23 protein-coding genes and 1 other annotated feature are annotated in these 24023 nt (G+C 45.1%); of the genes, 16 read left to right on the top strand and 7 right to left on the bottom strand.

Annotated features, from left to right (window positions below; genetic code table 11):
• The first annotated feature begins 222 nt into the window (after positions 1-222).
• The 6 genes from CAN90_RS03005 (at position 223) to CAN90_RS02985 (ending at position 5589) form a co-directional block, all read left to right on the top strand.
• Positions 223-870, top strand: coding sequence for a uracil-DNA glycosylase family protein (locus tag CAN90_RS03005; protein ID WP_242953559.1), 648 nt, complete (start codon positions 223-225; stop codon positions 868-870).
• 1 nt (position 871) lies between these two features.
• Positions 872-1669 carry a polysaccharide deacetylase family protein gene (locus tag CAN90_RS03000; RefSeq protein WP_085832355.1) on the top strand — a complete coding sequence of 266 codons (798 nt, stop codon included), beginning with the start codon at positions 872-874 and terminating at the stop codon, positions 1667-1669.
• Between the two features lie 409 nt (positions 1670-2078).
• Positions 2079-2201, top strand: coding sequence for a hypothetical protein (locus tag CAN90_RS13865; protein ID WP_278335033.1), 123 nt, complete (start codon positions 2079-2081; stop codon positions 2199-2201).
• A gap of 54 nt (positions 2202-2255) precedes the next feature.
• On the top strand, positions 2256-3446 hold the full coding sequence (locus CAN90_RS02995; protein WP_085832354.1) for a GGDEF domain-containing protein: 1191 nt from the start codon (positions 2256-2258) through the stop codon (positions 3444-3446).
• A 116-nt stretch (positions 3447-3562) separates the two neighbouring features.
• Positions 3563-4615 (top strand): YdcF family protein, encoded by a 1053-nt coding sequence (locus CAN90_RS02990; protein ID WP_085832353.1) that lies wholly within the window; start codon positions 3563-3565, stop codon positions 4613-4615.
• A 224-nt stretch (positions 4616-4839) separates the two neighbouring features.
• Positions 4840-5589: a ferric reductase-like transmembrane domain-containing protein gene (locus tag CAN90_RS02985; RefSeq protein WP_085832352.1), complete on the top strand. Its 750-nt coding sequence runs from the start codon at positions 4840-4842 to the stop codon at positions 5587-5589.
• A 113-nt stretch (positions 5590-5702) separates the two neighbouring features.
• Here the strand turns inward: CAN90_RS02985 and CAN90_RS02980 are convergent, their stop codons facing one another.
• The 4 genes from CAN90_RS02980 to CAN90_RS02965 all read right to left on the bottom strand — a co-directional run bounded on the left by CAN90_RS02980 (position 5703) and on the right by CAN90_RS02965 (position 10709).
• Positions 5703-7640, bottom strand: a complete 1938-nt coding sequence (locus CAN90_RS02980) for an ABC transporter ATP-binding protein (protein ID WP_085832351.1) — start codon at positions 7638-7640, stop codon at positions 5703-5705.
• Entirely contained in the window at positions 7633-9384 is a 1752-nt protein-coding gene (locus CAN90_RS02975; RefSeq protein WP_085832350.1) for an ABC transporter ATP-binding protein, read from the bottom strand. Before CAN90_RS02975 ends, CAN90_RS02980 begins: the two co-directional genes overlap by 8 nt.
• Positions 9381-9842, bottom strand: a complete 462-nt coding sequence (locus tag CAN90_RS02970) for a MarR family winged helix-turn-helix transcriptional regulator (RefSeq protein ID WP_085832349.1) — start codon at positions 9840-9842, stop codon at positions 9381-9383. The genes CAN90_RS02975 and CAN90_RS02970 overlap by 4 nt, the downstream gene beginning before the upstream one ends.
• Before the next feature lie 474 nt (positions 9843-10316).
• Positions 10317-10709, bottom strand: coding sequence for a pyridoxamine 5'-phosphate oxidase family protein (locus CAN90_RS02965; protein WP_085832347.1), 393 nt, complete (start codon positions 10707-10709; stop codon positions 10317-10319).
• Positions 10710-10856: 147 nt separating this feature from the next.
• Between CAN90_RS02965 and CAN90_RS02960 the strand changes: the two genes are divergently transcribed.
• The 8 genes from CAN90_RS02960 to trpA all read left to right on the top strand — a co-directional run bounded on the left by CAN90_RS02960 (position 10857) and on the right by trpA (position 18071).
• Positions 10857-11201, top strand: a complete 345-nt coding sequence (locus tag CAN90_RS02960) for a winged helix-turn-helix transcriptional regulator (RefSeq protein WP_085832346.1) — start codon at positions 10857-10859, stop codon at positions 11199-11201.
• A gap of 100 nt (positions 11202-11301) precedes the next feature.
• Positions 11302-11543: a binding site (T-box leader), on the top strand.
• Between the two features lie 64 nt (positions 11544-11607).
• Positions 11608-13095: an anthranilate synthase component I gene (gene trpE / locus CAN90_RS02955; protein WP_085832344.1), complete on the top strand. Its 1488-nt coding sequence runs from the start codon at positions 11608-11610 to the stop codon at positions 13093-13095.
• The gene (locus CAN90_RS02950; RefSeq protein WP_085832342.1) at positions 13079-13645 is read left to right on the top strand and encodes an anthranilate synthase component II; all 567 of its coding nucleotides are present in this window, start codon (positions 13079-13081) and stop codon (positions 13643-13645) included. The genes trpE and CAN90_RS02950 overlap by 17 nt, the downstream gene beginning before the upstream one ends.
• 14 nt (positions 13646-13659) lie before the next feature.
• Complete coding sequence (gene trpD, locus CAN90_RS02945) at positions 13660-14685, top strand: anthranilate phosphoribosyltransferase (RefSeq protein ID WP_085832341.1); 1026 nt, start codon at positions 13660-13662, stop codon at positions 14683-14685.
• Positions 14682-15461, top strand: a complete 780-nt coding sequence (gene trpC, locus CAN90_RS02940) for an indole-3-glycerol phosphate synthase TrpC (protein WP_085832339.1) — start codon at positions 14682-14684, stop codon at positions 15459-15461. The genes trpD and trpC overlap by 4 nt, the downstream gene beginning before the upstream one ends.
• Positions 15458-16093 carry a phosphoribosylanthranilate isomerase gene (locus tag CAN90_RS02935; RefSeq protein ID WP_085832337.1) on the top strand — a complete coding sequence of 212 codons (636 nt, stop codon included), beginning with the start codon at positions 15458-15460 and terminating at the stop codon, positions 16091-16093. Before trpC ends, CAN90_RS02935 begins: the two co-directional genes overlap by 4 nt.
• A 5-nt stretch (positions 16094-16098) precedes the next feature.
• Complete coding sequence (gene trpB / locus CAN90_RS02930) at positions 16099-17283, top strand: tryptophan synthase subunit beta (protein WP_085832336.1); 1185 nt, start codon at positions 16099-16101, stop codon at positions 17281-17283.
• Entirely contained in the window at positions 17280-18071 is a 792-nt protein-coding gene (gene trpA, locus CAN90_RS02925; RefSeq protein WP_085832335.1) for a tryptophan synthase subunit alpha, read from the top strand. The genes trpB and trpA overlap by 4 nt, the downstream gene beginning before the upstream one ends.
• Positions 18072-18109: 38 nt before the next feature.
• On the opposite strand, the gene CAN90_RS02920 is transcribed toward trpA, so the two are convergent.
• Complete coding sequence (locus CAN90_RS02920) at positions 18110-19300, bottom strand: MFS transporter (protein ID WP_085832334.1); 1191 nt, start codon at positions 19298-19300, stop codon at positions 18110-18112.
• 294 nt (positions 19301-19594) lie between these two features.
• Here CAN90_RS02920 and CAN90_RS02915 point away from each other — a divergent pair, with 294 nt between their 5' ends.
• Positions 19595-20287, top strand: coding sequence for an MBL fold metallo-hydrolase (locus CAN90_RS02915; protein ID WP_085832333.1), 693 nt, complete (start codon positions 19595-19597; stop codon positions 20285-20287).
• Between the two features lie 368 nt (positions 20288-20655).
• Here the strand turns inward: CAN90_RS02915 and CAN90_RS02910 are convergent, their stop codons facing one another.
• Positions 20656-21867, bottom strand: a complete 1212-nt coding sequence (locus tag CAN90_RS02910; protein WP_085832332.1) for a GNAT family N-acetyltransferase — start codon at positions 21865-21867, stop codon at positions 20656-20658.
• A gap of 25 nt (positions 21868-21892) precedes the next feature.
• Positions 21893-22723, bottom strand: a complete 831-nt coding sequence (locus tag CAN90_RS02905; RefSeq protein ID WP_085832331.1) for an aldo/keto reductase — start codon at positions 22721-22723, stop codon at positions 21893-21895.
• A gap of 276 nt (positions 22724-22999) precedes the next feature.
• Between CAN90_RS02905 and CAN90_RS02900 the strand changes: the two genes are divergently transcribed.
• Positions 23000-23755 carry a YitT family protein gene (locus tag CAN90_RS02900; protein ID WP_085832330.1) on the top strand — a complete coding sequence of 252 codons (756 nt, stop codon included), beginning with the start codon at positions 23000-23002 and terminating at the stop codon, positions 23753-23755.
• The last annotated feature ends 268 nt before the right edge of the window (positions 23756-24023 follow it).

Below are 24023 nucleotides of genomic sequence, written 5' to 3'. Positions count from 1 at the left end.
GCCTAGGGATTTAGCGATAATAAGTTCTCTATTACCATGGGATAATGCGAAGAAAACCACCGGATAGCCGGTGGTTTTCCTTTTTCTTACAAACACTTTATTTCGAAAAAAGCTATCTTCTATTCCTTTTTTGCAGTAAAATAGATTGTATCAAATATTTTATGAGACTAGAATTTGCAGAAAAATGGGACGTGCTTAAAATTGATGCAAAGGGGAATGAGAGTGGGTTTGAATCATCAGAAGACAAAGCAGGAGCTAACTCTTTTGCAGAAGAAAATAAAACAGTGCCGTTTGTGCCAAGAAGCATTTGGTTATGAGCCGCACCCTATTATTCAGGGCAATTTCAACGCAAAAATCATGCAGATAAGTCAGGCTCCCTCCCGAACCGTGCATGAAACGGGAAAACCCTTTCACGATGCCAGCGGCAGAAGATTGCGTGGGGAATGGTACCGTATTTCAGACGATGATTTTTATAATCCCGACTATTTTTATATTGTATCTATGGCGCATTGCTACCCTGGTAAGTCTCCTAATGGTGGTGACCGACGACCGCCTCCGATTTGTTCCAAGCAATGGTTACAGCGAGAAATGCAACTGGTTCAAAATGAGATTTATATTATTATTGGCGGAATCGCCGCTAGTCATTTCTTCCCGAACGAGAAAATAACAAGCTTGGCGTTTGAGAATAAGACCCTAAACGGAAAGCCGTGCTTTGTTTTACCGCACCCTTCTCCGCTCAATATGAAATGGTTTCGCGATTACCCGGAGTTCACGCAAAAAAGGATTTTTGAAATACAAAAAGAGGTTCACCGTATATTGGGAATCGACTCAATAGGAGCATCAGAAACGAACAAGAAAGGCGGGATGTAACATGGCGGATTTGCAGTTTTCACTTTGGCCAGGCGGGAAAAGCAAATGCCTAACGCTAAGTTACGATGACGGAAGGGTAGAGGATCGCCGTTTGGTAGAGATTATAAACCAAAATGGGGTACGGGCAACCTTCCACTTAAACACGGCGTTTGAATGTAGGGAAGAGTATCTTCCGGTAAGCGAATTTTCTGATTTGTACCGTGGGCATGAAATTAGTGTTCATACGCATTCTCACCCATCCCTTACGCAGCTTCCACCCTCCCTCGTACTTACCGAGGTAATGGAGAATCGGCGGATTCTGGAGAATGCCTCCGGCGAAATCATCCGTGGTATGAGCTACCCTTTTGGCGATTATAACGACGAGGTCATCTCTTTGTTAAAAGGCTGTGGAATGGAATACGCACGAACGGTGGAAGAAACCGGACAGTTTCGTGTGCCGGGTGATTTTATGCGCTGGAGCCCTACTTGCCACCATAATCGGCTTGGGAACCTGTGGGAAAGCTTCATCGGCCGCTCGCTGGATTCACGCCTGCTCCTTTTTTACCTGTGGGGGCACAGCTATGAGTTTTCGCGTGATAATAACTGGTACATAATGGAAGAATTTTGCCGTAAAGCTGGCAACCAGCCAGAGGTATGGTACGCAACCAATATCGAAATAAAAGAATATGTAACGGCAATCAAAGCATTAAGGCTTAACGCTGCACAAACAAAGGTCTATAATCCCAGTGCAGTTGCAGTATGGTTTTTAGCAGAGGGCAACCCAGTTTGTATAAAACCGGGGGAATTAAAGGCCTTTTAAACAGGCATAAACGCTTCTAAGAACTGCCGCGAAAGCTGTGTGCTTTTTGGCGGCGGTTTTTTTCTGCTCCGTTTCGAAAATGAGACCATTTTCACTTCACTTTTCTATAAGTTTTGTAAAAAGCTTGAATGTGTTTTTTTCTTTCAATGGAAGATTGACTTTAGACATAAAAAGTGCAATGATTAAAACACTGTTTCTCTATTATGAAAACACTTTTTAAGGATTAGAATCGTTATTGTATAAGCAAAAATCGCCACAATTCGAAGGACAAAATAAACAGGTCTGGTGGCATGCTTTTGGGGAGGATGACAGATGGTTTTCTACGCACACAATGATAAGTTGAATATTATATGAAATAGGTGGTAATATAAACGTTACAGTTGAAAAAATGGAAAATAATGGCTATAATATGAATGGATTATTAACCATATTGCAAGACAAAAAGAAATACATTTTGCTAGACAGTGCACAGCATGGCTTTGAGTCTTACCTAAGACTAGCGAAGGCAATTCGCAGTACAGGCTCCGAATAAATATATGTCAAATGGCAGTTTGATTATAAAGGGGTTTGGCCGGGAGGGAACAAAGTGGAGACACGTTTTCTGCAGCAAAAGCAGGAAGAGAAGCAAAATAGTTTGAATATGGAAGAAATTAAAAAAGAATATTCAAAGATAGATCGCGATTGGCTTTTTCTACATTACCAAATCTCTTTTGCGATTGTATTAGTTGCAATTGTATGCGAGTGTGTGGCTGGGGTACTTCTCTTTCGTTACAATATGATTGCGATATCGGAGCAGAAGTATTTATTCAAGTATGTAATTGTACCAAGCCTAGCAAACCTTGCCTGCATAGCAATTGAGAGCTGTGTGGTAAAGTCTAAGAAAATCTCACAATCGAAGAAAATATATATGGTATCGCTTACCTATGTGGCGATTTCGTTTATTTTATTCTCGGTTCATTCTTTATATCCTGCATTGTATTACACCTTTGCGGGTGCTACTATGCTTACTATTATTTACGCACGTTACCGTGTTACGTTAATTACGGCAGTAGTGGGTATATTGGCTTTTGTTTTTTCAGAGTTATGTATTGAGTGGGACCCTGAAAAAGCAAGCGTTTTTGAAGATTCCTCGCGCTTGGGTAATTTTTATACTTCTATTTTTGTCCTTTTCACGTTCTCAGTTGTGTGCTTGGTAACGATACGTTTTGAAAAGGAACGCAACCAAGTGAGTATGCAAAATTCGGTGGAACGCTACCAGCTATGGGAAAGCGTGCGTACGGATGATATGACAGGGATTTATAACCGCAAAGCACTTCATAACGCTTTTAAAGATATGGAAGAGTGTAACCAAGATTTAGGGTACATTTTAGCGGTGGTAGATATTGATCATTTCAAGCAGATAAATGACTGTTGGGGGCACCATGTTGGTGACCGTGTTCTGGTTAGCTTTGCAGAGGTATTGCGCCAAAATTGCGGCCTTTCTACACCATACCGTTATGGCGGCGATGAATTCTGCCTGCTGTTCCGTGAGGTAAGCATGGCAGAAGCCGTGAATACCTGTAATACCATTCAGTGCGAACTTGATGCACTGTTGTTCCCTGGGCAGCCAAATCTAAAACTGACAGCCAGCTTTGGGTTAGCGCCATATTCACTCCATATGGATGCGGTTCGCCTTTTCCTCAATGCGGATTATGCGTTATACGAAGCGAAGAAAACACGCGCTTCCATCTTTGTTTATGAAAAAGAAGGCGAGCTTTCGGGTCATTTCCTGGAATAGAGAAAATTGGTTTATCGGCGTTTCGATTCAATCAAAGATTGTATCCGCGGCGGTCAAAGATGACTGCCGCGTTTTTTGTAATATTAAGCGTATTTATTAGAATAAGGGAGATTGGTATGGAGTATCAATGGTATTTTTTGTTGCCGTTTTTCGTCGCGGCAATAGTGGGTGTAGGTTGGTTTTTTTGGCAGTACCGCAATGAGAAAAGAAGCATTAAGCTGGGAATCACATTTTTGGCCGCTGTGTTGCCAATTCTATTTTTCATTGCTATTTTATTACTTATGTTAAATAATGATTGGGCGAATTTTATTTTAAGTGTTGGCGTAATTCTGGTTGTCTTTGGCATTATGCTGTTCCCGTTTGTATTATTTACCACGCTGTTTGTTTCAGGGATTCAACTGATACGAAAAGAGGGTTTTTCTGTTTCGCATATGCTTTCACTCGGATTTGGTGTATTTTATATTTCCTTTTTGATTGTGTGGCCTTTGCTCAGCGACATTCGCACAAACAGTATTTATAGCTTTTTCTACGCTTATGTTTCCTTTGTCTTTCTGTTCACGCTATCTACTTTTGCGTTGTATACCATCAGCAGTTTTCTCAATTTAATTCGCAATCGGCGCAAAAAGTACCGGTATATTATTGTTTTGGGTTGTGGGTTGAGAAATGGTACGGAGGTTACTCCTTTGCTTGGGGGGAGAATCCAAAAGGGGATAGAGGCGTATCAGCAAAATCCGGGTAGCAAGATTGTTTTTTCTGGCGGGCAAGGGAGTGATGAGACCATTGCAGAAGGAGAGGCAATGAAGCAATATGCGTTGCAGAACGGAGTTCCGGAAGAAGCAATTTTAGTGGAGGACCGGTCTGTAAATACAAAAGAGAATTTATTATTTTCTTACGAATGTATGGAGCAGGACGCACAAGGCGATGTAGGAAATTTGCTGCTGGTAACGAACCGGTACCATGTATTTCGTGCTTTGCTTTTGGCCAAGCATTTGGGCATCCCTTGTGATGGTAGGGGCTCGCGAACGAAGCTCTATTTTGCACTCAATGCCTTTATCCGAGAGTGGATTGCCTACTTGGTGTTTTGGAAGAAGAAATATATTACAGTACTGGGAGTCTCGTTTTTTCTGCTCGGTGCAGCGTACCTATTGCGGTGGTTTTTGCATAAATAAATAAGATATTGTAACGAGGAGGGCTACATAGCCCTCCTTTTTTCTTTTAAATATTTCTTGCGTAGAACATACCATTTTTATTTTTAAAATAGAGTGTGAATTACTTGACAACGTTTGAAAAAGTATGATATAGTCACTAAGTTAGTTTTATCTAACTAAAAAGTTCGATTACTTTGTGTTGAGGAGCGTACGGCCGTGTACGCATATTGAAAGGAGATATTTACGTGACTTTTTTAATCGCTTTGGTAGAAGCGCTTTTATTTGCAGTCCTATGCAGGGGTGCAATCAAAAAGCACCCGGGAGTATTTTATGCTATTTCAATTGCTATGGTTGCTTTCCTGTTCTATTACAGGGTAGCAAACCTATACCAGGTATTTCCGGAATGGACATATACATATCTAATCGCGCCCTTTTGGCGTGGTGCATTTGCCACCGCCTTATTCGTGATTGTGATGTTCTTAGGTGCAATTGAGAAAAAGCACGACGTTACAAAGCAGTTGATGCAAATTCGCGGTGAGCTTGCCATAATTGGCAGCCTAATTACCTTGGCACATTCCATTGCTTATGGAATTTACTATGTGCCCGCAGTCTTTTATACTCCGCAGGAGCTTTCTCTACGAGATGTTGTAGCGCTTATTTTTACAGTGCCTTTATTCGTCGTTATGATTTTGTTGATGGTTACTTCGTTCCGTACTGTACGCCGCAAAATGAAAGCTCGCACTTGGAAGAAGATTCAACGGCTCTCTTATGCTTGGTTTGCCCTTTTATATATTTATATTATGGGGTTGATGGTTCCGTCTGCGATAGAGCTGCTAAGTGAAGGCAGCGGAGGGGAGCTGTACTATCAGGTAAGCTATGTGTTTTCCGTAGTGCTTTACACAGTGGTGTTCGGCACTTATGCGGTGCTTCGTGTGCGTAAGCACCAGCGTGACAAACAAAAACGGGTAGCTAGGCTACATTTGGCAACAGCGTAATATAAAGAGCAGATGCAGGTTCTTCGAAATGAGAAACCGGCATCTGCTTTTTTAGTAAATACTTTTATCGAATTTTTCTTTGGATAGGTTACAATCTCAATCTCGGTCAGAAATTATTCCAACTCAAAGGCACCGGTGTAAAGCTGATAATACTTGCCTTTTTCTTCTATGAGCTGGTCGTGGCTGCCGCGCTCAATAATGCGGCCATGCTCTAGAACCATTATTACATCAGCATTTTGTACGGTGGAAAGACGGTGGGCAATAACAAAAACGGTGCGCCCTTTCATGAGTGCGTCCATACCTTTTTGCACAATGGCTTCGGTACGTGTATCAATGGAAGAAGTCGCTTCGTCCAAAATCATAACAGGTGGGTCTGCGACTGCGGCACGCGCAATCGAGATTAGCTGGCGCTGCCCCTGCGAAAGCCCACTGCCGTCGCTTTCCAATACGGTTTGGTAGCCCTTGGGCAGCATTCGGATAAAGCCGTCTGCATTTGCCAGCTTCGCCGCGGCAATACACTCTTCATCCGTTGCATCGAGCTTGCCGTAACGGATATTGTCCATCACTGTTCCGGTGAACAGATTTACATCCTGAAGAACAATGCCGAGGGAGCGGCGTAAATCTGCTTTCTTAATTTTATTGATATTGATGCCATCATAACGTATTTTACCGTCCGCGATATCATAAAAACGGTTGATTAGATTCGTGATGGTGGTTTTACCGGCACCCGTAGCACCAACAAAAGCGACCTTCTGGCCCGGTTCGGCATACAGCGTAATGTTATGCAGTACAGGCTTGCCCTCTTCATACTCAAAATCGACATCGTGAAAGCGAATGTCCCCATGCAGAGGTGTGTAGGTTACACAGCCGTCGTTACGCGGGTATTTCCAGGCCCACATTTCAGTACGTTCTTCGCACTCGGTAAGCTCGCCGTTTACCTCACAGGCGTTTACCAATGTTACTGCACCGTCATCCTGCTCACTTTCTTCATCCATCAGTTCAAAAATACGGGAAGCACCGGCAAGAGCCATAACCACCATGTTAAACTGCATGGAAATTTGGCCAATGGGGTTAATAAAGCTGCGGGACAGAGTCAAGAAAGATATGATGGTACCAATGGTTAATACATTTACACCAGTCAGGCTCAGGTTCGGTAGCCCAGCGATTCCCGCCGCACCACCAATGATAGCCAAAAGTACATATAGCATATACCCCATTCCGCCCACAACCGGCATGGTAATATTGCCGTATTTATTTGCTTCGGTTGCGCAGTAACGAAGATCATCGTTTTTGGTATCAAAATCTTCTTTGGTTTTGTATTCATGACAGAATACTTTAATAACCTTTTGCCCGTTAATCATTTCTTCAATATAACCGTTTACATCGCCCAATGCTCGCTGTTGCTTCACGAAAAAAGTACCACTTCTGCCCACTAGCGTTTTAATTACCTTGAGCAAAAGCAAGGCGAATAATGCAACAAAGGCAGTTAGGCCTACACTAAGGTATAGCATGGAAACAAACGCCGCGGTAACGGAGATAATAGAGGAAAGCATTTGCGGGAAGCTCTGTGAGATGGCTTGCCGCAGGGTGTCGGTATCGTTGGTATAGCGGCTCATAACATCGCCATGCGGGTGGGTGTCGAAATAGCGAATCGGCAGGCTTTGCATGTGCGTAAACATGGAGTCGCGAATTTTCTTAAGCGTACCCTGCTCTACTATGACCATCATCCAATTGTAAAACAGGGTGGAAGAGATACCAAGGAGGAAAATAAAGGCCATGGTTAAAATGGCTCGGAACAACCCGGTGAAATCTGGGCTGGTTTGCCCAAGCAAGGGAATAATATATTGGTCAACCAGTATTTGTAAAAATAGAGCAGAAGCCGCGGAGGCAGCTGCACTGATGACAATACAGATTCCTACGATAATGAGCCGTATCCGGTACTCCGCCATGTAAGAGAGAAGGCGTTTGATTGTTCCGGGCTTAAAGCGAGGCATTGGCGGCCGCCCTGCCGGGTGCTGTTTTGCATTTGCTGTTGTGGTTGGGTTACTCATGCAGGACCCCTCCTTTGTTTTGTGATTCATAAACCTCACGGTAAATAGCGCAGTTCTCCAGCAAATGGTCATGCGAGCCAATTGCGTTAATACTGCCGTCGTCTAATACAATGATTTTATCGGCATCCTGAACGGAGGAAACGCGCTGTGCGATAATAATCTTTGTTGTGTCTGGAATGCTTTCTCGGAAGGCCTGGCGTATCAGGCTATCTGTTTTGGTATCCACGGCGCTGGTGGAGTCATCCAGAATTAATATTTTTGGTTTTTTCAGCAGTGCTCGTGCAATACACAGGCGTTGGCGCTGGCCGCCGGAAACGTTTGTGCCGCCCTGCTCAATGTGGGTGTCGTAGCCATCCGGGAATTCCTGAATAAAGCTGTCTGCCTGTGCAAGCTCGCAGGCGTGCACCAATTCTTCGTCGGTTGCGTTCTCATTACCCCAACGAAGGTTCTCTTTAATGGTACCGGAGAACAGCACGTTCTTTTGTAGGACCATTGCAACCTCATTACGCAGGGTTTCAATATCATAATCTCTTACGTTGACTCCGCCAACGGTTACTGCACCACTCACGGTGTCGTACAAGCGGGGAATGAGCTGCACAAGACTCGATTTGGAAGAGCCGGTACCGCCAATAATGCCAATTGTTTCACCGGATTGAATTTCAAAGGAGATATGATCCAATACCGGTTTATCGGTTTGGCGCGCGTAAGAAAATATTACATCGTCAAAGGTGATAGAGCCGTCTTTTACAGAATAAACCGGATTTTCTGGATTTTTAAGGTCACTCTCTTCGTCTAAAATTTCAACCATGCGTTCTGCGGATGCACGGGAGATAATAATCATAACAAATACCATGGAGAGCATCATCAGGCTCATTAAAATCTGCATGGCATAGGTGATTAGGCCGGCAAGCTCACCGGTAGAGAGCCCCAAAGCGGGGTTGTTGCCGCTAGCAATAATTTGCTGTGCGCCGAACCAAGAAAGCAGGAGCATGCCCGTGTACAGACAGAACTGCATGAGCGGCATAATGAAAGACAGCCGCTTTTCGGCAGTAGTAAAATCATTAAAAATGGTTTGAGATACATCCGTAAATTTTTTCTCTTCGTGCTCTTCACGAATATAAGATTTAACCACGCGAATGCCGTGCAGATTTTCCTGTACGATGCTGTTTAGTTTATCGTAGGTTTTAAAAACACGTACGAAAATCGGGTGAACGCGAGACATTATAAAGTATAGACCCACACCTAGCACTGGGGTAATTGCGAGAAAGATAAGAGAAAGCTTTGCATCAATTCGAAAAGAGAAAATAAGGGCGAAAACAATTACCATGGGGGAACGAACCCCAAGGCGCATCAGCATTTGGTAAGAGTTTTGCACGTTGGTTACGTCCGTAGTAAGGCGCGTGATAATGCTGGCGGTTGAAAATTTATCAATATTTGAGAAAGAAAAATTTTGAACATTGTAGAACATATCGTGCCTGAGGTTCCTAGCAAAGCCTGCGGACGCAACCGCCGCACTGCGGCCTGCTAATATACCAGTAAGTAAGGAAAAAGCTGCAGCAATCACCAGAACGAATCCCATTTTTAACACATAGGACATATCGTTCTTACTAATTCCATTATCAATTAAGAAAGCCATAATGGTTGGAATCAAAATTTCAATAATTGCTTCAACAGTTACGAGAATGGGTGCGAGTATGGAGTCTCTTTTGTACTCCCGCACACTGGAGAGAAGTTTCTTGATCATGGGTTATTATGCTCCTCCTGCGTATTGGTTAAGTTGGTTTTCATTCGTTCAATGTAAGAAAGTAGGGTCTCTATTTCATCTTCATTAAAGCCCTGAATGAGTGTGGCTTCCATCTTTCTAGCGTCTTCCAGCCTCATTTGCCGAATATCCATTGCCTTTTGGGTGAGTATTATTTTTTTAAGCCGTGCATCCTGTGCTACGGGGTGCCGCTCTATCAGCCCTTTTTGTTCCATGAGGCTCAGCACACGGGAAGCGGTAGATCGCGTAATCGTAAAGTATTCTTCAATGTCCCTTTGGTAAACCTCCTGTTGTTTGGAGCGCTCCGCAATAAAACCGATAATCCAGCCGTTGTTCCCGGTAACGGTATCAATTTCATTGCGGGGTGCAGAAAATTCAATATACCGCCGTATCAAGTTGTTTAGCGAGCGCAGCTCGCGCCCAACTCTCATTTTATTCATAGGTAGGTTTCCTTCCCGATTTTTAATTTTTTTATGTCTTTAAGGAACATTAATTAATGTGATTAATTGTATTATATAGAACTGTTTAACATACAACATTATATTGCAAAAAAAGCTCATTCGTCAAGTGAAAAATTGAATGAAAACAAAGGGCCATGTTGGAAAAGAAATTAGTAAAAATGATGTGGTTTTCACCGTTATTTTTAACATAGGTTGCCCATAGAATTGCGTTGTATCAGCTGTTACCAGCAATAGTCTTGTTTTTAAGGACTTTTTCAAACACCCAGTGCAACTACAAAATAGGCTGCGAATGAAAATCGATGCTTATCTTTAAAAAGGCACATCACACTAACTGTTTAATGGAGTATTCGAAATAAAAACTGTACCTATAAAACGTTAGATGTGCCGTCGAAAACGGAGAAAGACAAAAAAACAGCGAGCTTTTCAGCTCGCTGTTTTTTATAAAAGGAAGGATTAAAAACGAATGACTTTCGGCTCATCTGTAAAGGAGCAAATGGTGGCGGTGGCATTTTCCAAGGAAAAAACAACGGTGTTTCCGTCATCGGCACGATACATTTTTTCTAAGGAAGGGTAAGCGTCCAACATATGCTGCCGTGCTTCTATCCGGTCATCCTCAACTGCCGTTGCTTGCAGGCGAATCCAACGCCCGCCGGCCATTCCGCTAATTTCGATAAGAGGGTTATCTTTCATTTGGCGATACACATTTTTTACCTTGCCGGTTTGAATGTAAAGCTTGCCTTCAAAAATTTCTGCCGTGCCAAAGGGGCGAACTCGAGGCTGGTTACCATCCATCGTGGCTACATAATAAGTTCCGCACTGCTTTAAAAACTCGCATACTTCCAGCATATAATTATCTCCTTTTATTGACTTATCATCTTTTTCTTGCTACTATTTAAACATAGTACAAAAAATAATTCAAGTACAATCATTTTGTATTGTTAGTATCTTTTAGGATACTGTTTTTTATTCAAGGGGTTTGAGGGAGCGTATTGTATGGAAAAAGATTTATTCGGCATTTGCCCTTATGTAACGGTGCAAAAGCTGTTAACCGGAAAATGGACGATTTTGATATTATACCAGCTTAGCATGAAAACCATGCGTTTTAACGAGCTACAACGGGCACTGCCGCGCCTAACACAGGCCACACTCACAAAGCAACTGCATATGATGCAGGAAAACGGGTTGATTGAACGCACGGTATATAACCAAATACCGCCCAAGGTGGAATACTCGCTTAGCCAGCTTGGCCGGGATTTTCAGCCGGTGTTGGATGCTGTGGGTGTGTGGGGAGTAAAATACATTGCCTGTATGGATGAAAAGAACGATTGTAACAAATAGCATCGATTTGAATATTGTGTTCCAAAGACAAAACGAGTTTTTCTTTAAACAGAGTATTGACAGCAGAACTTTTCTGTGGTAACTTAGTGAAAATTAAATAATGAAACCGTTGATGCGGAGATAACGGTGATTATGCTCTTACAGAGAGCCCGCGGTGCTGAGAGTCGGGCAGAAAACAAGTCATCAAATGGACCGCAGAGGGCGCAGTCAAAGGGGAAACCCGAGTATTCTGCGACGCGTAGGCATGCGTGAGTTGCCGGGGATATGTTAGTATCTCGCTAAGAGCACGGTTGTTATACCGTGAATCAGGGTGGCACCGCGAGCCTTCAGCTCGTCCTTGACAAATTTTACTTTGTCAGGGGCGGGCTTTTTTGTCGTCTTCTGGCAAAAGAAAGGTTGATGAAGTATGGCAAATCCAGCGTTTTCAGAAGCGAAGAACATGGCACAGTCTGGCAAATACCAAGTCATTCCGATTCACTGTGAGCTGTATGCCGACTGCCTTACCCCCATTGAGGCACTGCGAAAGCTCAAAAATGTGAGCAGACATTGCTGCTTGCTGGAATCCGTAGAAAACAGCCAAGTGTGGGGGAGGTACAGCTTTCTTGGGTTCGACCCCGCCCTAAAGCTAACCTGTACCGACGGAGTTCTCACCCTGCGTGCCGGTTCCTCCATTACGGTACAAACAAAGCACCCCAAAGAAGTAATTCGCCAAGTGCTGGCAGACAACCGCAGTCCGCGTATGGAAAACCTGCCTCCCTTTACCGGCGGACTTGTGGGTTATTTTTCCTATGACTACATCAAATATGCAGAACCATCCCTAGTTTTAGATGCAAATAACGATGAGGACTTTCGAGATTTGGATTTGATGCTGTTCGATAAAGTAATTGCCTTTGACCATTACCGCCAAAAGGTAATTCTGATTGTAAACGCACGGTGTGATCAACTTGAGACCGAATACCACCGTGCAGAAATGGAGCTCAAAAAACTGCGGGAGCTGCTTGTAAATGGAGAGGCAAAGCAGGAAGAAGCGGGAAAGATGACCTCCCCGGTACACGCTCTTTTTGATGAAACGCAATATTGCGCGATGGTACAGCGGGCGAAGGAACACATTCTCGAGGGAGATATTTTTCAAGTGGTGCTCTCTAACCGACTGGAAGCAAGATTTGAGGGAAGTCTGCTGGATACCTACCGTGTACTGCGTACTACAAATCCATCACCCTATATGTTTTATTTGTCGAGCGACGATATGGAGATTGCCGGTGCCTCACCCGAAACGCTGGTTCGCCTGCAGAACGGTGTTCTGCACACGTTTCCGCTAGCAGGTACCCGCCCTCGCGGTAAAACGGCGGCGGAAGACAAACGGTTGGAACAAGAGCTTTTAGCCGACGAAAAGGAATGTGCCGAGCACAATATGCTGGTGGATTTGGGTCGTAACGACATTGGCAGAATCAGTGAGTTTGGCAGTGTACAGGTAGAGCAGTATATGCAAATTGAACGCTTTTCCCACGTAATGCACATTGGTTCCACTGTTCGGGGTACCTTGCGAGAAGACTGCGACGCGGCGGATGCAATTGATGCGATTCTGCCTGCGGGTACACTTTCGGGTGCCCCAAAAATTCGTGCCTGCCAGATTATTAATGAGTTGGAAAACAACAAGCGCGGCATTTACGGCGGTGCCATTGGGTACATGGATTTTACCGGAAATTTAGACACCTGCATTGCCATTCGTATCGCTTACAAAAAGAATGGCAAGGTGTTTGTTCGTTCGGGTGCGGGAATTGTGGCAGACAGTGTGCCGGAAAACGAGTACCGAGAATGTATTCAAAAGGCCAAAGCCGTAATTCGAGCATTAGAAGTTGCGCAGGGGGGGCTGAACAATGATTCTGCTGATTGATAACTACGACAGCTTTTCGTATAACCTGTATCAGTTTGTTGGTACCAATCAACCCGATGTTCGTGTTGTGCGCAATGATGAACTGACGGTAGAGCAGGTAAAGGGGCTTGCTCCCTCGCATATTATCCTTTCACCCGGCCCGGGTTACCCAGCAGATGCAGGGATTTGTATAAGAGCCGCAAAAGAGCTGGGGCAATCGATTCCGCTGCTTGGTGTGTGCTTGGGGCATCAGGCAATCTGCGAGGCATACGGTGCTACCATCGCTCATGCAAAGCAGTTAATGCACGGTAAGCAATCCGTTATTACGTTGGAGGAGGACTGCCCGCTGTTTACGGGGCTCCCAAAACAGCTAAACGCCGCCCGCTACCATTCTCTCGCCGCCGTTGCGGATACTATGCCGGATTGCCTTACGGTGACTGCCCAAACAGAGGACGGCGAAATTATGGCAGTTATGCACACTGAGTTCCCCATTTATGGGGTGCAGTTTCACCCCGAATCTATCCTAACCGAAAACGGAATGCAAATGATTCGAAATTTTCTTGCGTTGTGAAAGGAGCGTTCGCCATGATTAAAGAAGCAACCTCAAAACTGATTGACCGTAACGATTTAACCTACGACGAGGCAATGGCTGTTATGAACGAAATCATGAGCGGCGGTACATCGCCGGTACAAACCGCTGCGTTCCTTGCGGCACTCTCTGCCAAGGGGGAAACCATAGAAGAAATTACCGCCTGTGCCGCTGGGATGCGTGCGCATGCTCTGCCGGTAAACTACAAAGAGGATTTACTCGAGATTGTTGGAACGGGTGGGGACGGCTCGAATTCCTTCAATATCTCCACTACCTCATCCATCGTGATTGCGGCAGGTGGAGTTCGGGTGGCAAAGCACGGTAACCGTGCGGCCTCCTCCCGCAGCGGTGCGGCAGACTGCCTTGAGGCACTGGGGGTGAACATTAATCTTTCGCCGGAAGATTGTGTGTCTCTGCTTCAAAATGTGGGTATTTGCTTTTTCTTCGCGCAGGCTTATCATTCCTCGATGAAGTACGTTGGCCCTGTACGAAAAGAGCTGGGGATTCGCACGATTTTTAATATTTTAGGTCCGCTGACGAACCCCGCACACGCCAATTTGCAGGTGCTTGGAGTATATGATGAAAAAATGGTAGAGCCGCTTGCTCATGTTCTAAGCAATTTGGGAGTAAGGCGAGGCATGGTAGTTTACGGGCAGGATAAGCTCGATGAAATCTCGCTTTCATCGCCAACCACCGTATGCGAATTTCAGGACGACTGCTTTAAAACCTATGTTGTTCGCCCGCAGGATTTTGGCCTGACTGCCTGCGATAAATCGGAATTGGTTGGCGGAACCCCGCAGGAGAATGCAGAAATAACGCTTGATATTCTAAATGGTATAACAGGTGCGAAGCGAGATGCGGTGCTGCTCAATGCGGGAGCCGGGCTGTATGTAGCGGGAAAGTCAGATTCTTTAGCAGATGGTGTTCATCTAGCCGGAAAGCTGATTGACAGCGGCAAAGCGATGGAAAAACTGCAAGAATTCATACGGGAGTCCAACCGGAAAGAAGAGGCGGCGTCATGATACTGGATGAAATTGCGGCGTATGCCATTCAGCGCGTGGCAACTGCAAAAGAACTATTCCCTTTGGAAAAGCTGCGTGATGCTGCACTTCAATTGCCAAAGAAACAGCGATTTAAGCAGGCTTTACAAACAAAAGAAATGTCCTTTATATGTGAGGTGAAAAAAGCGTCGCCATCTAAGGGTGTTTTGTCAGAAGACTTTCCATATCTTTCTATCGCAAAGGAATATCAGTCTGCTGGGGCAGATTGTATTTCTTGCTTGACGGAGCCAAAGTGGTTTATGGGGTCGGATGAAATTTTTCGTACCATTCGGGAAGTGGTTTCTACTCCTATGCTTCGTAAGGATTTTACAGTAGACGAATACCAGCTTTATGAATCTAAGATGCTGGGAGCGGACGCTGTGCTTCTCATTTGTGCTTTGCTTGATACCAGAACCATTGCACATTACCTTGAGATTTGCGATGCATTAGGACTATCTGCCTTGGTGGAAGCGCACGATGAAGCTGAAATTGAGTCTGCGGTGCAGGCTGGTGCACAGATGATTGGAGTAAATAACCGTAACCTCAAAGACTTTACCGTCAATTTTGAGAATGCCGCTCGACTACGGGAAAAAATCCCTGCAAATGTTCTATTTGTTGCAGAATCGGGTGTCTCGGGAACTAAGGACATTGCCTGCCTGAAAGCAGCAGGAGCCGATGCAGTTTTGGTAGGGGAGGCACTGATGAAAGCAGCAAATCGGAGTGCATTGCTGGAGGAATTTCGGAGGGCCGCATTATGACTAAGATAAAAATCTGCGGGATATACCGCCTGTGCGATGCTGACTTTATCAATGAAGCAATGCCAGATTATGCGGGGTTTGTGTTCTATGAAAAAAGCCACCGCAATGTGACTGTGCAACAGGCGGAGGTTCTCCGTAAAAAAATTCATCCCTCCATATCGGTGGTAGGGGTGTTTGTAAATGCTGAGCAGGAGCAAATCGCAACACTTTGCCATAAGGGAGTAATTCAAATCGTACAGTTGCATGGCGGCGAAAGCGCGGAGTATATCAACCAGTTAAAATTGCGTATTCCCGGAGTGCCAATCTGGCAGGCATTCCGAGTGCGAGCCGTAGAAGACCTTCGCAAGGCAGAAAAAAGCACAGCAGACCTTATACTGCTCGACAATGGCTATGGAACGGGAGAAGCGTTTGATTGGTCGCTGATTACAGGCATGACTCGCCCCTTTGTGCTGGCAGGCGGCTTAACATTACAGAACATTCCGCAGGCGATTGCCCGCTTTGCCCCTTTTATGGTAGACATCAGTTCCGGAGTAGAAACGGAAAAACAGAAAGACCGGGAAAAAATCATTGCCGCCGTTACCGCGGCACGAGAAGCAGAAGAATTCCACTGGGCAAACCAAACAAAGGAGTGATTCACATGGCAAAAGGAAGATTTGGTGTTCATGGCGGCCAGTACATTCCAGAAACGCTGATGACGGCTGTCATCGAATTGGAGCAGGCGTATCAACAGTATAAAGAGGACCCGCAGTTTAACAAAGAGCTGACAGAGCTATTGAACAATTATGCAGGACGACCGTCATTACTCTACTACGCAGAGAATATGACGAAGCACCTTGGTGGGGCAAAAATATACCTCAAGCGAGAGGATTTAAACCACACCGGAGCGCACAAAATTAACAACGTTCTCGGGCAGGTACTGCTGGCAAAGAAAATGGGGAAAACACGTGTAATTGCCGAAACCGGAGCGGGGCAGCACGGGGTAGCTACCGCAACCGCCGCCGCTTTGATGGGCATGGAGTGCGAAATATTCATGGGTGAGGAAGACACAAAGAGGCAGGCACTTAATGTGTACAAAATGCGGCTGCTTGGGGCAAAGGTTCACCCGGTTACAAGCGGCACGGCCACACTAAAGGACGCCGTTTCAGAGACAATGCGGGAATGGACCACTCGGATTGCCGACACCCACTATGTTCTTGGCTCTGTAATGGGACCTCACCCGTTCCCAACCATCGTGCGTGATTTTCAGGCGGTAATTTCAAAGGAAATCAAAGAGCAGATGATGCAAAAAGAGGGGCGATTGCCGGATGCGGTTCTGGCATGTGTCGGCGGCGGCTCTAATGCAATTGGTGCATTTTATCACTTTATAGAGGAGCCTTCTGTGCGGCTGATTGGTTGTGAGGCAGCCGGACGCGGCATCGATTCATTTGAAACAGCCGCAACCATTACAACGGGAAAACTGGGGATTTTTCACGGTATGAAATCGTATTTTTGCCAGGATGAATACGGGCAGATTGCACCGGTGTATTCCATTTCCGCTGGGCTAGATTATCCAGGGGTGGGGCCGGAGCATGCAAATCTTTACGATATTGGCCGTGCGGAATATGTGGCTATTATGGATGATGAGGCGGTAAACGCGTTTGAATTCCTCTCTCGAACAGAGGGAATCATCCCTGCGATTGAGAGCGCGCATGCCATCGCTTATGCCTTAAAGCTTGCGCCAACCATGCAGAATCATCAAATTATCGTTGTGAATCTTTCTGGTCGCGGCGACAAGGACTGCGCCGCCATTGCGCGGTACAGAGGGGAGGATTTATACGAATGAATCGACTAAAACAAGCTTTTTCAAACGGAAAGGCATTTGTTGCCTTTCTAACTTGTGGAGACCCGGACTTAGAAACGACGGAGCGGCTGATTGAATCCATTGCGAATGCGGGAGCAGATGTGATTGAACTGGGGATTCCATTTTCAGACCCCACAGCAGAAGGACCTGTGATTCAAGCGGCAAATTTGCGTGCCTTAAAAAACGGTGTTACGACAGACCTCGTTTTTGAGATGGTACGTCGTGTGAGAAAAAAGGTAACCGTTCCACTGGTGTTTATGACCTATGCAAATGTGGTGTTCTCTTATGGAACGGAGAGGTTTCTCAAAACTGCCGCTGAAATTGGGATGGATGGCCTAATTCTGCCAGATGTACCCTTTGAAGAAAAAGAAGAATTCGAGCCCGTTTGCAAACAGTACGGCATCGACTTTGTATCTCTCGTTTCCCCAACCTCTCATAGCAGGGTAAAACAAATTGCACAGCAGGCTCAAGGATTTTTGTATTGTGTGTCTTCCTTAGGGGTTACCGGAGTACGATCAGAATTCTCCACTGAAGTACAAGAGATAGCTGCATTGGTTCGAGAAGTGACAGATACCCCCGTAGCGGTGGGCTTTGGCATTTCGACCCCAGAGCAGGCAAAACAGATGGCGGAGATTTCGGACGGAGTGATTGTTGGCTCTGCCATAGTAAAAATCATCGGTATTTATGGAGGAGACAGTGTGCCACATGTGGAGGAATATGTTCGAGAGATGAAGAAGGCAATTTGCCGCGTGAACGCAGTCGTTCATTAAAAAGGAGCCGGAATCGCTGACTGCGATTCCGGCTCCTTTTAAGCGTCTTCTATTGGTAATTCAGGCATTTGTTTTTCTTCGTCCTTTAGTGTAAAGGACATAATCGCCGGTATTGCCGATATAATAGCCAGCGCATACATAGCGGCCAGCAAGCCATGGGCATCTGCCAAACGCCCGAGTAAGGGGGCGACCATTCCGCCAATACTCACGGAGAGACCCAGCGTGATTCCCGAAGCAAGACCCATGCGGCTCGGCAGGTACTTCTGCCCTAGTACCACCGTAAGACTGCTGGGGGAATACAAGGCAAATCCGAGAGGAATCAGTAGCAGTACGGTAGGTGCCAGACTGCGCGTAAACGCCAAGGCAGCCATTACCGGCACTAAAAGCACAAAGCCGATGCGGGTAATTTTAATAAAACCGTATCGGTCGCCCAGCCGGCCTCCAATTAAGGTGCTGGCGGCACCAATTACAAAGTAAAAGCTGAGTAGTGTACTGCCTACTGTATCCGATTGATGCAGTATCTGTATGAAAAAGAGTGGCAAAAAGGTGCTTAGCCCGCAAAAAACAATGGAGCGACCAAACAGTAAAATGCTGAGCAGGGAGAAAGGCTTCCACTGATCTGGTTCCGGAGGGCTTTCGGTTTTATGTACCGCGGTAGCTGTGGAAGCGGAAAAAGAGTTCATTTTCCCGATTTGTACAAAGAATGTAACTGCCATGAGAATGCAGGGGATTGCCAAAACCGCGGTTCCCTTTAGACCGAACATAGCAATGGATGCCGCAGCCAGTATAGGCCCAACGGCAAAGCCTGCGTTACCGCCAAAGGAAAAGATGCTCACGCCGGCGCCCTTTTTCTCACCCGAAACCTTATTGGCCATCCGCGCACCTTCCGGGTGGAATGCCGCAACACCAACGCCGCTCAGCATGATCGAGAGAAAGAGCATCCGAAAGTCCGAGAGAAAGCCAACCGCCGCCATTCCACCGCCAGCTAGCAGAACCCCTACTGCCATCATCCATGGTCTTGGTGTTTTATCTGCCATACTTCCGAAAACCGGCTGAATAATGGAAGAAACTACGGTGGATGCCAAAACAAGGCTGGCAACTTCCGCATAGTTAAAATGGTACGCTGCTATTAAAAATGGGAGTATAACAGGCAGTGCCCCTTGGTTCATATCGGTAAAGAGGTGCCCTGCAGAAAGTAAATAAATGTAGCGATTCGGTTTCTCCGGCAAATTGAATTCCTCCGTTCTGGTTGTGTGTTGCTTGCTTTTTGGAAAAGTCTTTTTAAGCTTCTGAAAACACATTCTATTTCTTTATAACATTTTTCGGGAGAAAAGAAAAGATTAAAGCAGTAAATAGATGATAATCCATTCAATAAAGTGTTTTTTCAGACATTGTGTTTTTCCTACTTTTGCATTACACTCTTTATATTACACCATTCAAGGGGTAACAAGAAATATTATCATTCTATAAAGAAGTGTAAGATATAGAAGTAGAACAACGAGAAGATAGAAAGGATAGAGGTAATGAACCAAATTACTATGCTGACTATTCATGCTCAATTTGGAGGAGTACAGGAGACGATTCATCCTGTTGTATTGCAGGATGAATTGCACTTAGTGCTGATAGACTGCGGATATGTTGGATTTCTTTCTCAAATAGAGCAGGCATTAATAGAAAACGGGCTTTCGGCAGCGAATTTAACCCATGTATATATTACTCATCAAGACCACGACCATATGGGCGCTCTGGCAGATTTAAAAAGAAAGTACCCGAAGATTCAAATCGTAACAAGTGGGGGTGAGGCACCGTACATTTCCGGTGCAGAAAAATCGTTACGGCTGATACAGGCTGAGGCCATGCAAAAAAAGCTGCCGCCGGAGCAGCAGGAGTTTGGCAGAGCCTTCTGTGCACTTTTAGAAAGGGTACAGACAGTTCCTGTAGATGTTGAAGTAAGCGACTATGAAGAACTGGATTGGTGCGGTGGCTGCACAGTAATCGCAACGCCCGGCCATACACCGGGGCATACCTCTTTGTACCTCAAGCAGTTTGAAACCATGATTACCGGTGATGCCGTAGCATTGGAAAACGGAGTGCCGGTTATTGCAAACCCGCAGTTTGCGCTTGATTTAGCGCAGGCAGAAAAATCAATGCAAAAGCTTCTCCGCTACGGGGCAAAGGAGTGGATATGCTACCATGGTGGCCGCTGGATTCCTTGATTCCAAAATCAAACCGAAAGTGACATTTTTTTCAAAGAAATTATAAAGAAAAGCAGCGCGAGTCGGTAAAACCGGTCTCACGCTGCTTGTTTTATTATAACTTACTTCCTTTGTCTTGGTCTGTCGGGCCACAGCCAAGGCGTTCTGGCGGTAGAGAACGATCATTGCCTCTTCCTGTAACAGAGTTAGCGTATTTGGGCTTATCTAAAACAGGAGTATTCCAAAAATGAATAATAAATAATTAAGATAGGCGGAGAAGCTTGTCTACTTCAATGATTCATTTCTCTTTGTAATAATAATACAGAAAAAAAGAAGCGAAGTTGTATATAAATTATGAATTTTTTGAAAACAATAACAGTTCGCAATTTTTAAAAATAATCCGAAAAGTAGGGAGTTTGCTGCTCTATGGCGTCCTCCAGCATATCTACCGTGGTTGGGCTGCAATGGATGCGCCCAATTTTATGCAGATAGTCCGGTCTTTTATAGCCCAGCAGCATAGTTGTCATCGTTTGTATATCGGTTTTGTCGGTTCCGTGCTCTGTGCTGCGAGTAATACTGCCTTTGCCATCTGGTGTGATTTTGAGCGTAAAAACGCCTTGGTTCCATGAGAGCATTGGGTCATCAAGCGTAAATGTCCATTCCCGCTCCCCGGTATCTGGTTTAAATGGGTATTGAGAGATAAACTGCTCAATATCTACAATACGTGCCATAAAGTAAGGGGAGATGGTTTCTTTAATATCTCCATCCTCCAAAAGAAAAGCCAGCGGTTCGTCCGTATAAATATCGCCCACGACCTTCGAAATCATTGAAAAATGAGCACTAATAAAGTTCCACATGCCGCTGCGCGCTTCTTCGTTCATAAAAATCATGTCTTTAATACGAAAAATCTCGTCGGAAATCCAATAGAGCACGTAGCCGTCCGGTTCGCCCTTTTCGTTATAATAAATCGCTGCCATCAGGTCATCCAAATCCCAACGCCAATATTCGTCCCACGCTAGGTCGTCGCGCAGCATGGAGCCATGCGTTTGCATGGCGTAGCGGTGGTACGCCCGCCGCAGCTCTTTGCTTTCGGTGTCCACTCGTTCTACCTCACCGGGAACCTGCTTGTTTTTGGGAAGCTGGTAATCGTTGATCTCATAGGTGATGCGGTCAGAGATAATCTCCCAGCCCTTTCTTCGGTAATAGGGGATGGAATACGGATATAAATAGGATATGGACTGTTTTTTGTTGCGCATGTTCTCCAACGTTTTGAACAGCAGCTTGTGCATGAGGCCTTGGTTGGAGTATTCCGGGTAGGTACCAACGCCAGTAAGGCCGCCCATGTGGTAGGTGCGGTCAAAAATACGCACTTGGCAAGGGTATACTGCCACCTGCGAAATGAGCTTATCGCCATCAAACCAACCGAGTACATCGGCTTGCTGAAGAACGGGAAATTTAGTCTTCATAATTTCATCGTCTTCCCAACCGGTTTGGTGCAGCTCCCGGTCCGTTACCTGAAACACATACCGTAAAAGCTGATTATATTGCTCCAGATGCTTTACGCCAACCGGCTTCATTTTTAGCTGTTTTCTTCTGCTCATTGTGGACACGGCTCCTTCGCTTCGTTTACAGCATATCGAGTTCGGTTTTTTCAGTAGGCGGTGCAAAATCGCGATTTATCGCTTTTCTATCTTCTTCGGTTAAGTGAATGTTCAGGCTTTTTATATTTTCTTTTACATGTAGAAGGCTGGCAGCTTTGGGCAGTGAGATAACGTATTCCTGCTGTGCCAAAAACGCGAGCATAATTTGATAGATAGAGGCTTCGTGCCTCTCCGCAACTTCCCGTAGGGCTGTACTAGTGGCAACCGCTTTGCGGTAATGCTCTCCGTGCGCCAAAGGGGAATACGCCATCAGCGGGATGCGGTGTTCTTGGTGCCACGGGAGTAAGTCATACTCCACGCCGCGGGAGGCAATGTGATAAAGCACTTGGTTTGCGGCGCAAGCGTTCCCGCCTGGTATGCTCCAAAGCTCTTCCAAATCGGCTACATCAAAGTTTGATACGCCCCAGTCGCGAATGCACCCCTCCCGCTTTAGCTCTTCAAAGGCAATGACCGTTTCTTCCAAAGGAATATCTCCACGCCAGTGCAGAAGGTATAAATCTAGCATATTGGTTCCAAGTCGCCGTAAAGACGCATGGCAAGCTTCTTTCATCTTTTGTTTTGACGCATTGTGCGGGTAAACCTTCGAAACCAAATAGATGGAATCACGCGGAACAGAGCGAATCACTTCGCCCACCAGCTTCTCCGAACTTCCATTCCCGTACATTTCGGCAGTGTCGATGAGTGTAAGGCCGTTTTCTAATCCAAAGGAGAGTGCTTTATATTCCTCCGAGCGCGGGCTGTGGTTTTCTGCCAGCTTCCAGGTGCCCATCCCCATTTTATAATCGTTTAACTCCATGTTATGTTCCTCTCTTCGGAATTCCATTTTTATTTAAGTACCAAAAGGCACCCAGTTTCTTTTTTTCTCTTATTATAACCGTAACGCTATTGTATGCGTCAATTGAAAAATGGAGATATTTCAAATTTTTTTAACAACATTCTTTTATAGAAGTAGATTGCTTGTAAAAAATAATTGCTTCTATGGCAACGTGGCAAGGAATGGGGTATACTTATGGAGTGGTTTTATATAGAAAAGGTAAATGTGATTTCAATATTTTAAGAAAGGCAGAATGGGATGTCGGTTACGGATAAACTAAATGAGAGCTATCTTCGTAACAAAGAGTTGTTTACAGGAAAGCGCATGTTATTTATTATGCTCGGCACAGCAATCGGTTCGTTTGGCATTACAAACATTCACCAAAGGGTAGATATTACCGAGGGCGGCGTGCTTGGATTAGTGCTCCTGCTAAACCACTGGACGGGTCTCTCTCCATCCTTTTTGTCTCCCATGCTCGATTTGCTTTGCTACACACTGGCCTTTCGGTTGCTGGGGTGGGAGTTTATTAAGGTATCTGCCGTTTCAACCATTAGCCTTGCAGCATTTTTTCGTTTGTGGGAGAGTTTACCACCGCTATTACCGAATCTTACACCCTACCCGCTATTAGCGGCTCTATTAGGTGGTTTGTTTGTGGGTGTTGCGTGCGGGCTGATTTTAAGGCAGGGAGGCTCCAGCGGAGGAGACGATGCTTTGGCTCTTACCATTTCAAAGCTGCTGCGCTGCCGCATTTCTAGGGCATATTTGGCTACGGATTTAAGTGTTCTACTGCTTTCCCTTTCTTATATTCCGCTGGGTCGCATTGGTTATTCGCTGATTACGGTAACGGTATCTTCCTTTTTGATTGATTATATCCATACGTATGGCAAAAAAGAGGTTCAAGAACAAAAAATAATGCAAGAAGAATTAGAAGTTCTTGAGGATAATGAGGAAGAGCCTTCGCAAATAGAACAGGAAGAGTTTAGTATTGTGCCAAGTGATGCAGAACAAGCTTAGGTGTTTTTCTTCTAAGCTAGAAAGGAATAAAAAGAGCGGAATTATCAGTGCTACACAAGTTTTCATTTGTGAATAAATAAACATATAATGTGAATTAATTATCAGACACCATGAAGAAGCAAAATATGCTAATTTATGGTAATTGCCACAGATGGACTATGTGTATTTTGTATGTTTTGCGCCTTGAACTTATTCAAAAAACAGGGTATAATGCTTAAAAGACTAAAAAGTTCATTGTGTATAGGTACCAAATGTCTGCGTTGAGAAT

Origin of the sequence: Clostridium merdae (assembly GCF_900176635.1) — a bacterium.
GTDB classification, from domain to species: Bacteria; Bacillota; Clostridia; order Oscillospirales; family Acutalibacteraceae; genus Faecalispora; species Faecalispora merdae.
This window is presented reverse-complemented; position numbering and strand designations above follow the sequence as displayed.

Bases quoted from the DNA above. Each gene is read 5' to 3' on its own strand.
- CAN90_RS03000 (WP_085832355.1), top strand. From the start codon at position 872: ATGGCGGATTTGCAGTTTTCACTTTGGCCAGGCGGGAAAAGCAAATGC.
- CAN90_RS13865 (WP_278335033.1), top strand. From the start codon at position 2,079: ATGAATGGATTATTAACCATATTGCAAGACAAAAAGAAATACATTTTG.
- CAN90_RS02990 (WP_085832353.1), top strand. From the start codon at position 3,563: ATGGAGTATCAATGGTATTTTTTGTTGCCGTTTTTCGTCGCGGCAATA.
- CAN90_RS02980 (WP_085832351.1), bottom strand. From the start codon at position 7,640: ATGAGTAACCCAACCACAACAGCAAATGCAAAACAGCACCCGGCAGGG.
- CAN90_RS02975 (WP_085832350.1), bottom strand. From the start codon at position 9,384: ATGATCAAGAAACTTCTCTCCAGTGTGCGGGAGTACAAAAGAGACTCC.
- CAN90_RS02970 (WP_085832349.1), bottom strand. From the start codon at position 9,842: ATGAATAAAATGAGAGTTGGGCGCGAGCTGCGCTCGCTAAACAACTTG.
- CAN90_RS02965 (WP_085832347.1), bottom strand. From the start codon at position 10,709: ATGCTGGAAGTATGCGAGTTTTTAAAGCAGTGCGGAACTTATTATGTA.
- CAN90_RS02960 (WP_085832346.1), top strand. From the start codon at position 10,857: ATGGAAAAAGATTTATTCGGCATTTGCCCTTATGTAACGGTGCAAAAG.
- trpE (WP_085832344.1), top strand. From the start codon at position 11,608: ATGGCAAATCCAGCGTTTTCAGAAGCGAAGAACATGGCACAGTCTGGC.
- CAN90_RS02950 (WP_085832342.1), top strand. From the start codon at position 13,079: ATGATTCTGCTGATTGATAACTACGACAGCTTTTCGTATAACCTGTAT.
- trpD (WP_085832341.1), top strand. From the start codon at position 13,660: ATGATTAAAGAAGCAACCTCAAAACTGATTGACCGTAACGATTTAACC.
- trpC (WP_085832339.1), top strand. From the start codon at position 14,682: ATGATACTGGATGAAATTGCGGCGTATGCCATTCAGCGCGTGGCAACT.
- CAN90_RS02935 (WP_085832337.1), top strand. From the start codon at position 15,458: ATGACTAAGATAAAAATCTGCGGGATATACCGCCTGTGCGATGCTGAC.
- trpB (WP_085832336.1), top strand. From the start codon at position 16,099: ATGGCAAAAGGAAGATTTGGTGTTCATGGCGGCCAGTACATTCCAGAA.
- trpA (WP_085832335.1), top strand. From the start codon at position 17,280: ATGAATCGACTAAAACAAGCTTTTTCAAACGGAAAGGCATTTGTTGCC.
- CAN90_RS02915 (WP_085832333.1), top strand. From the start codon at position 19,595: ATGAACCAAATTACTATGCTGACTATTCATGCTCAATTTGGAGGAGTA.
- CAN90_RS02910 (WP_085832332.1), bottom strand. From the start codon at position 21,867: ATGAGCAGAAGAAAACAGCTAAAAATGAAGCCGGTTGGCGTAAAGCAT.
- CAN90_RS02905 (WP_085832331.1), bottom strand. From the start codon at position 22,723: ATGGAGTTAAACGATTATAAAATGGGGATGGGCACCTGGAAGCTGGCA.
- CAN90_RS02900 (WP_085832330.1), top strand. From the start codon at position 23,000: ATGTCGGTTACGGATAAACTAAATGAGAGCTATCTTCGTAACAAAGAG.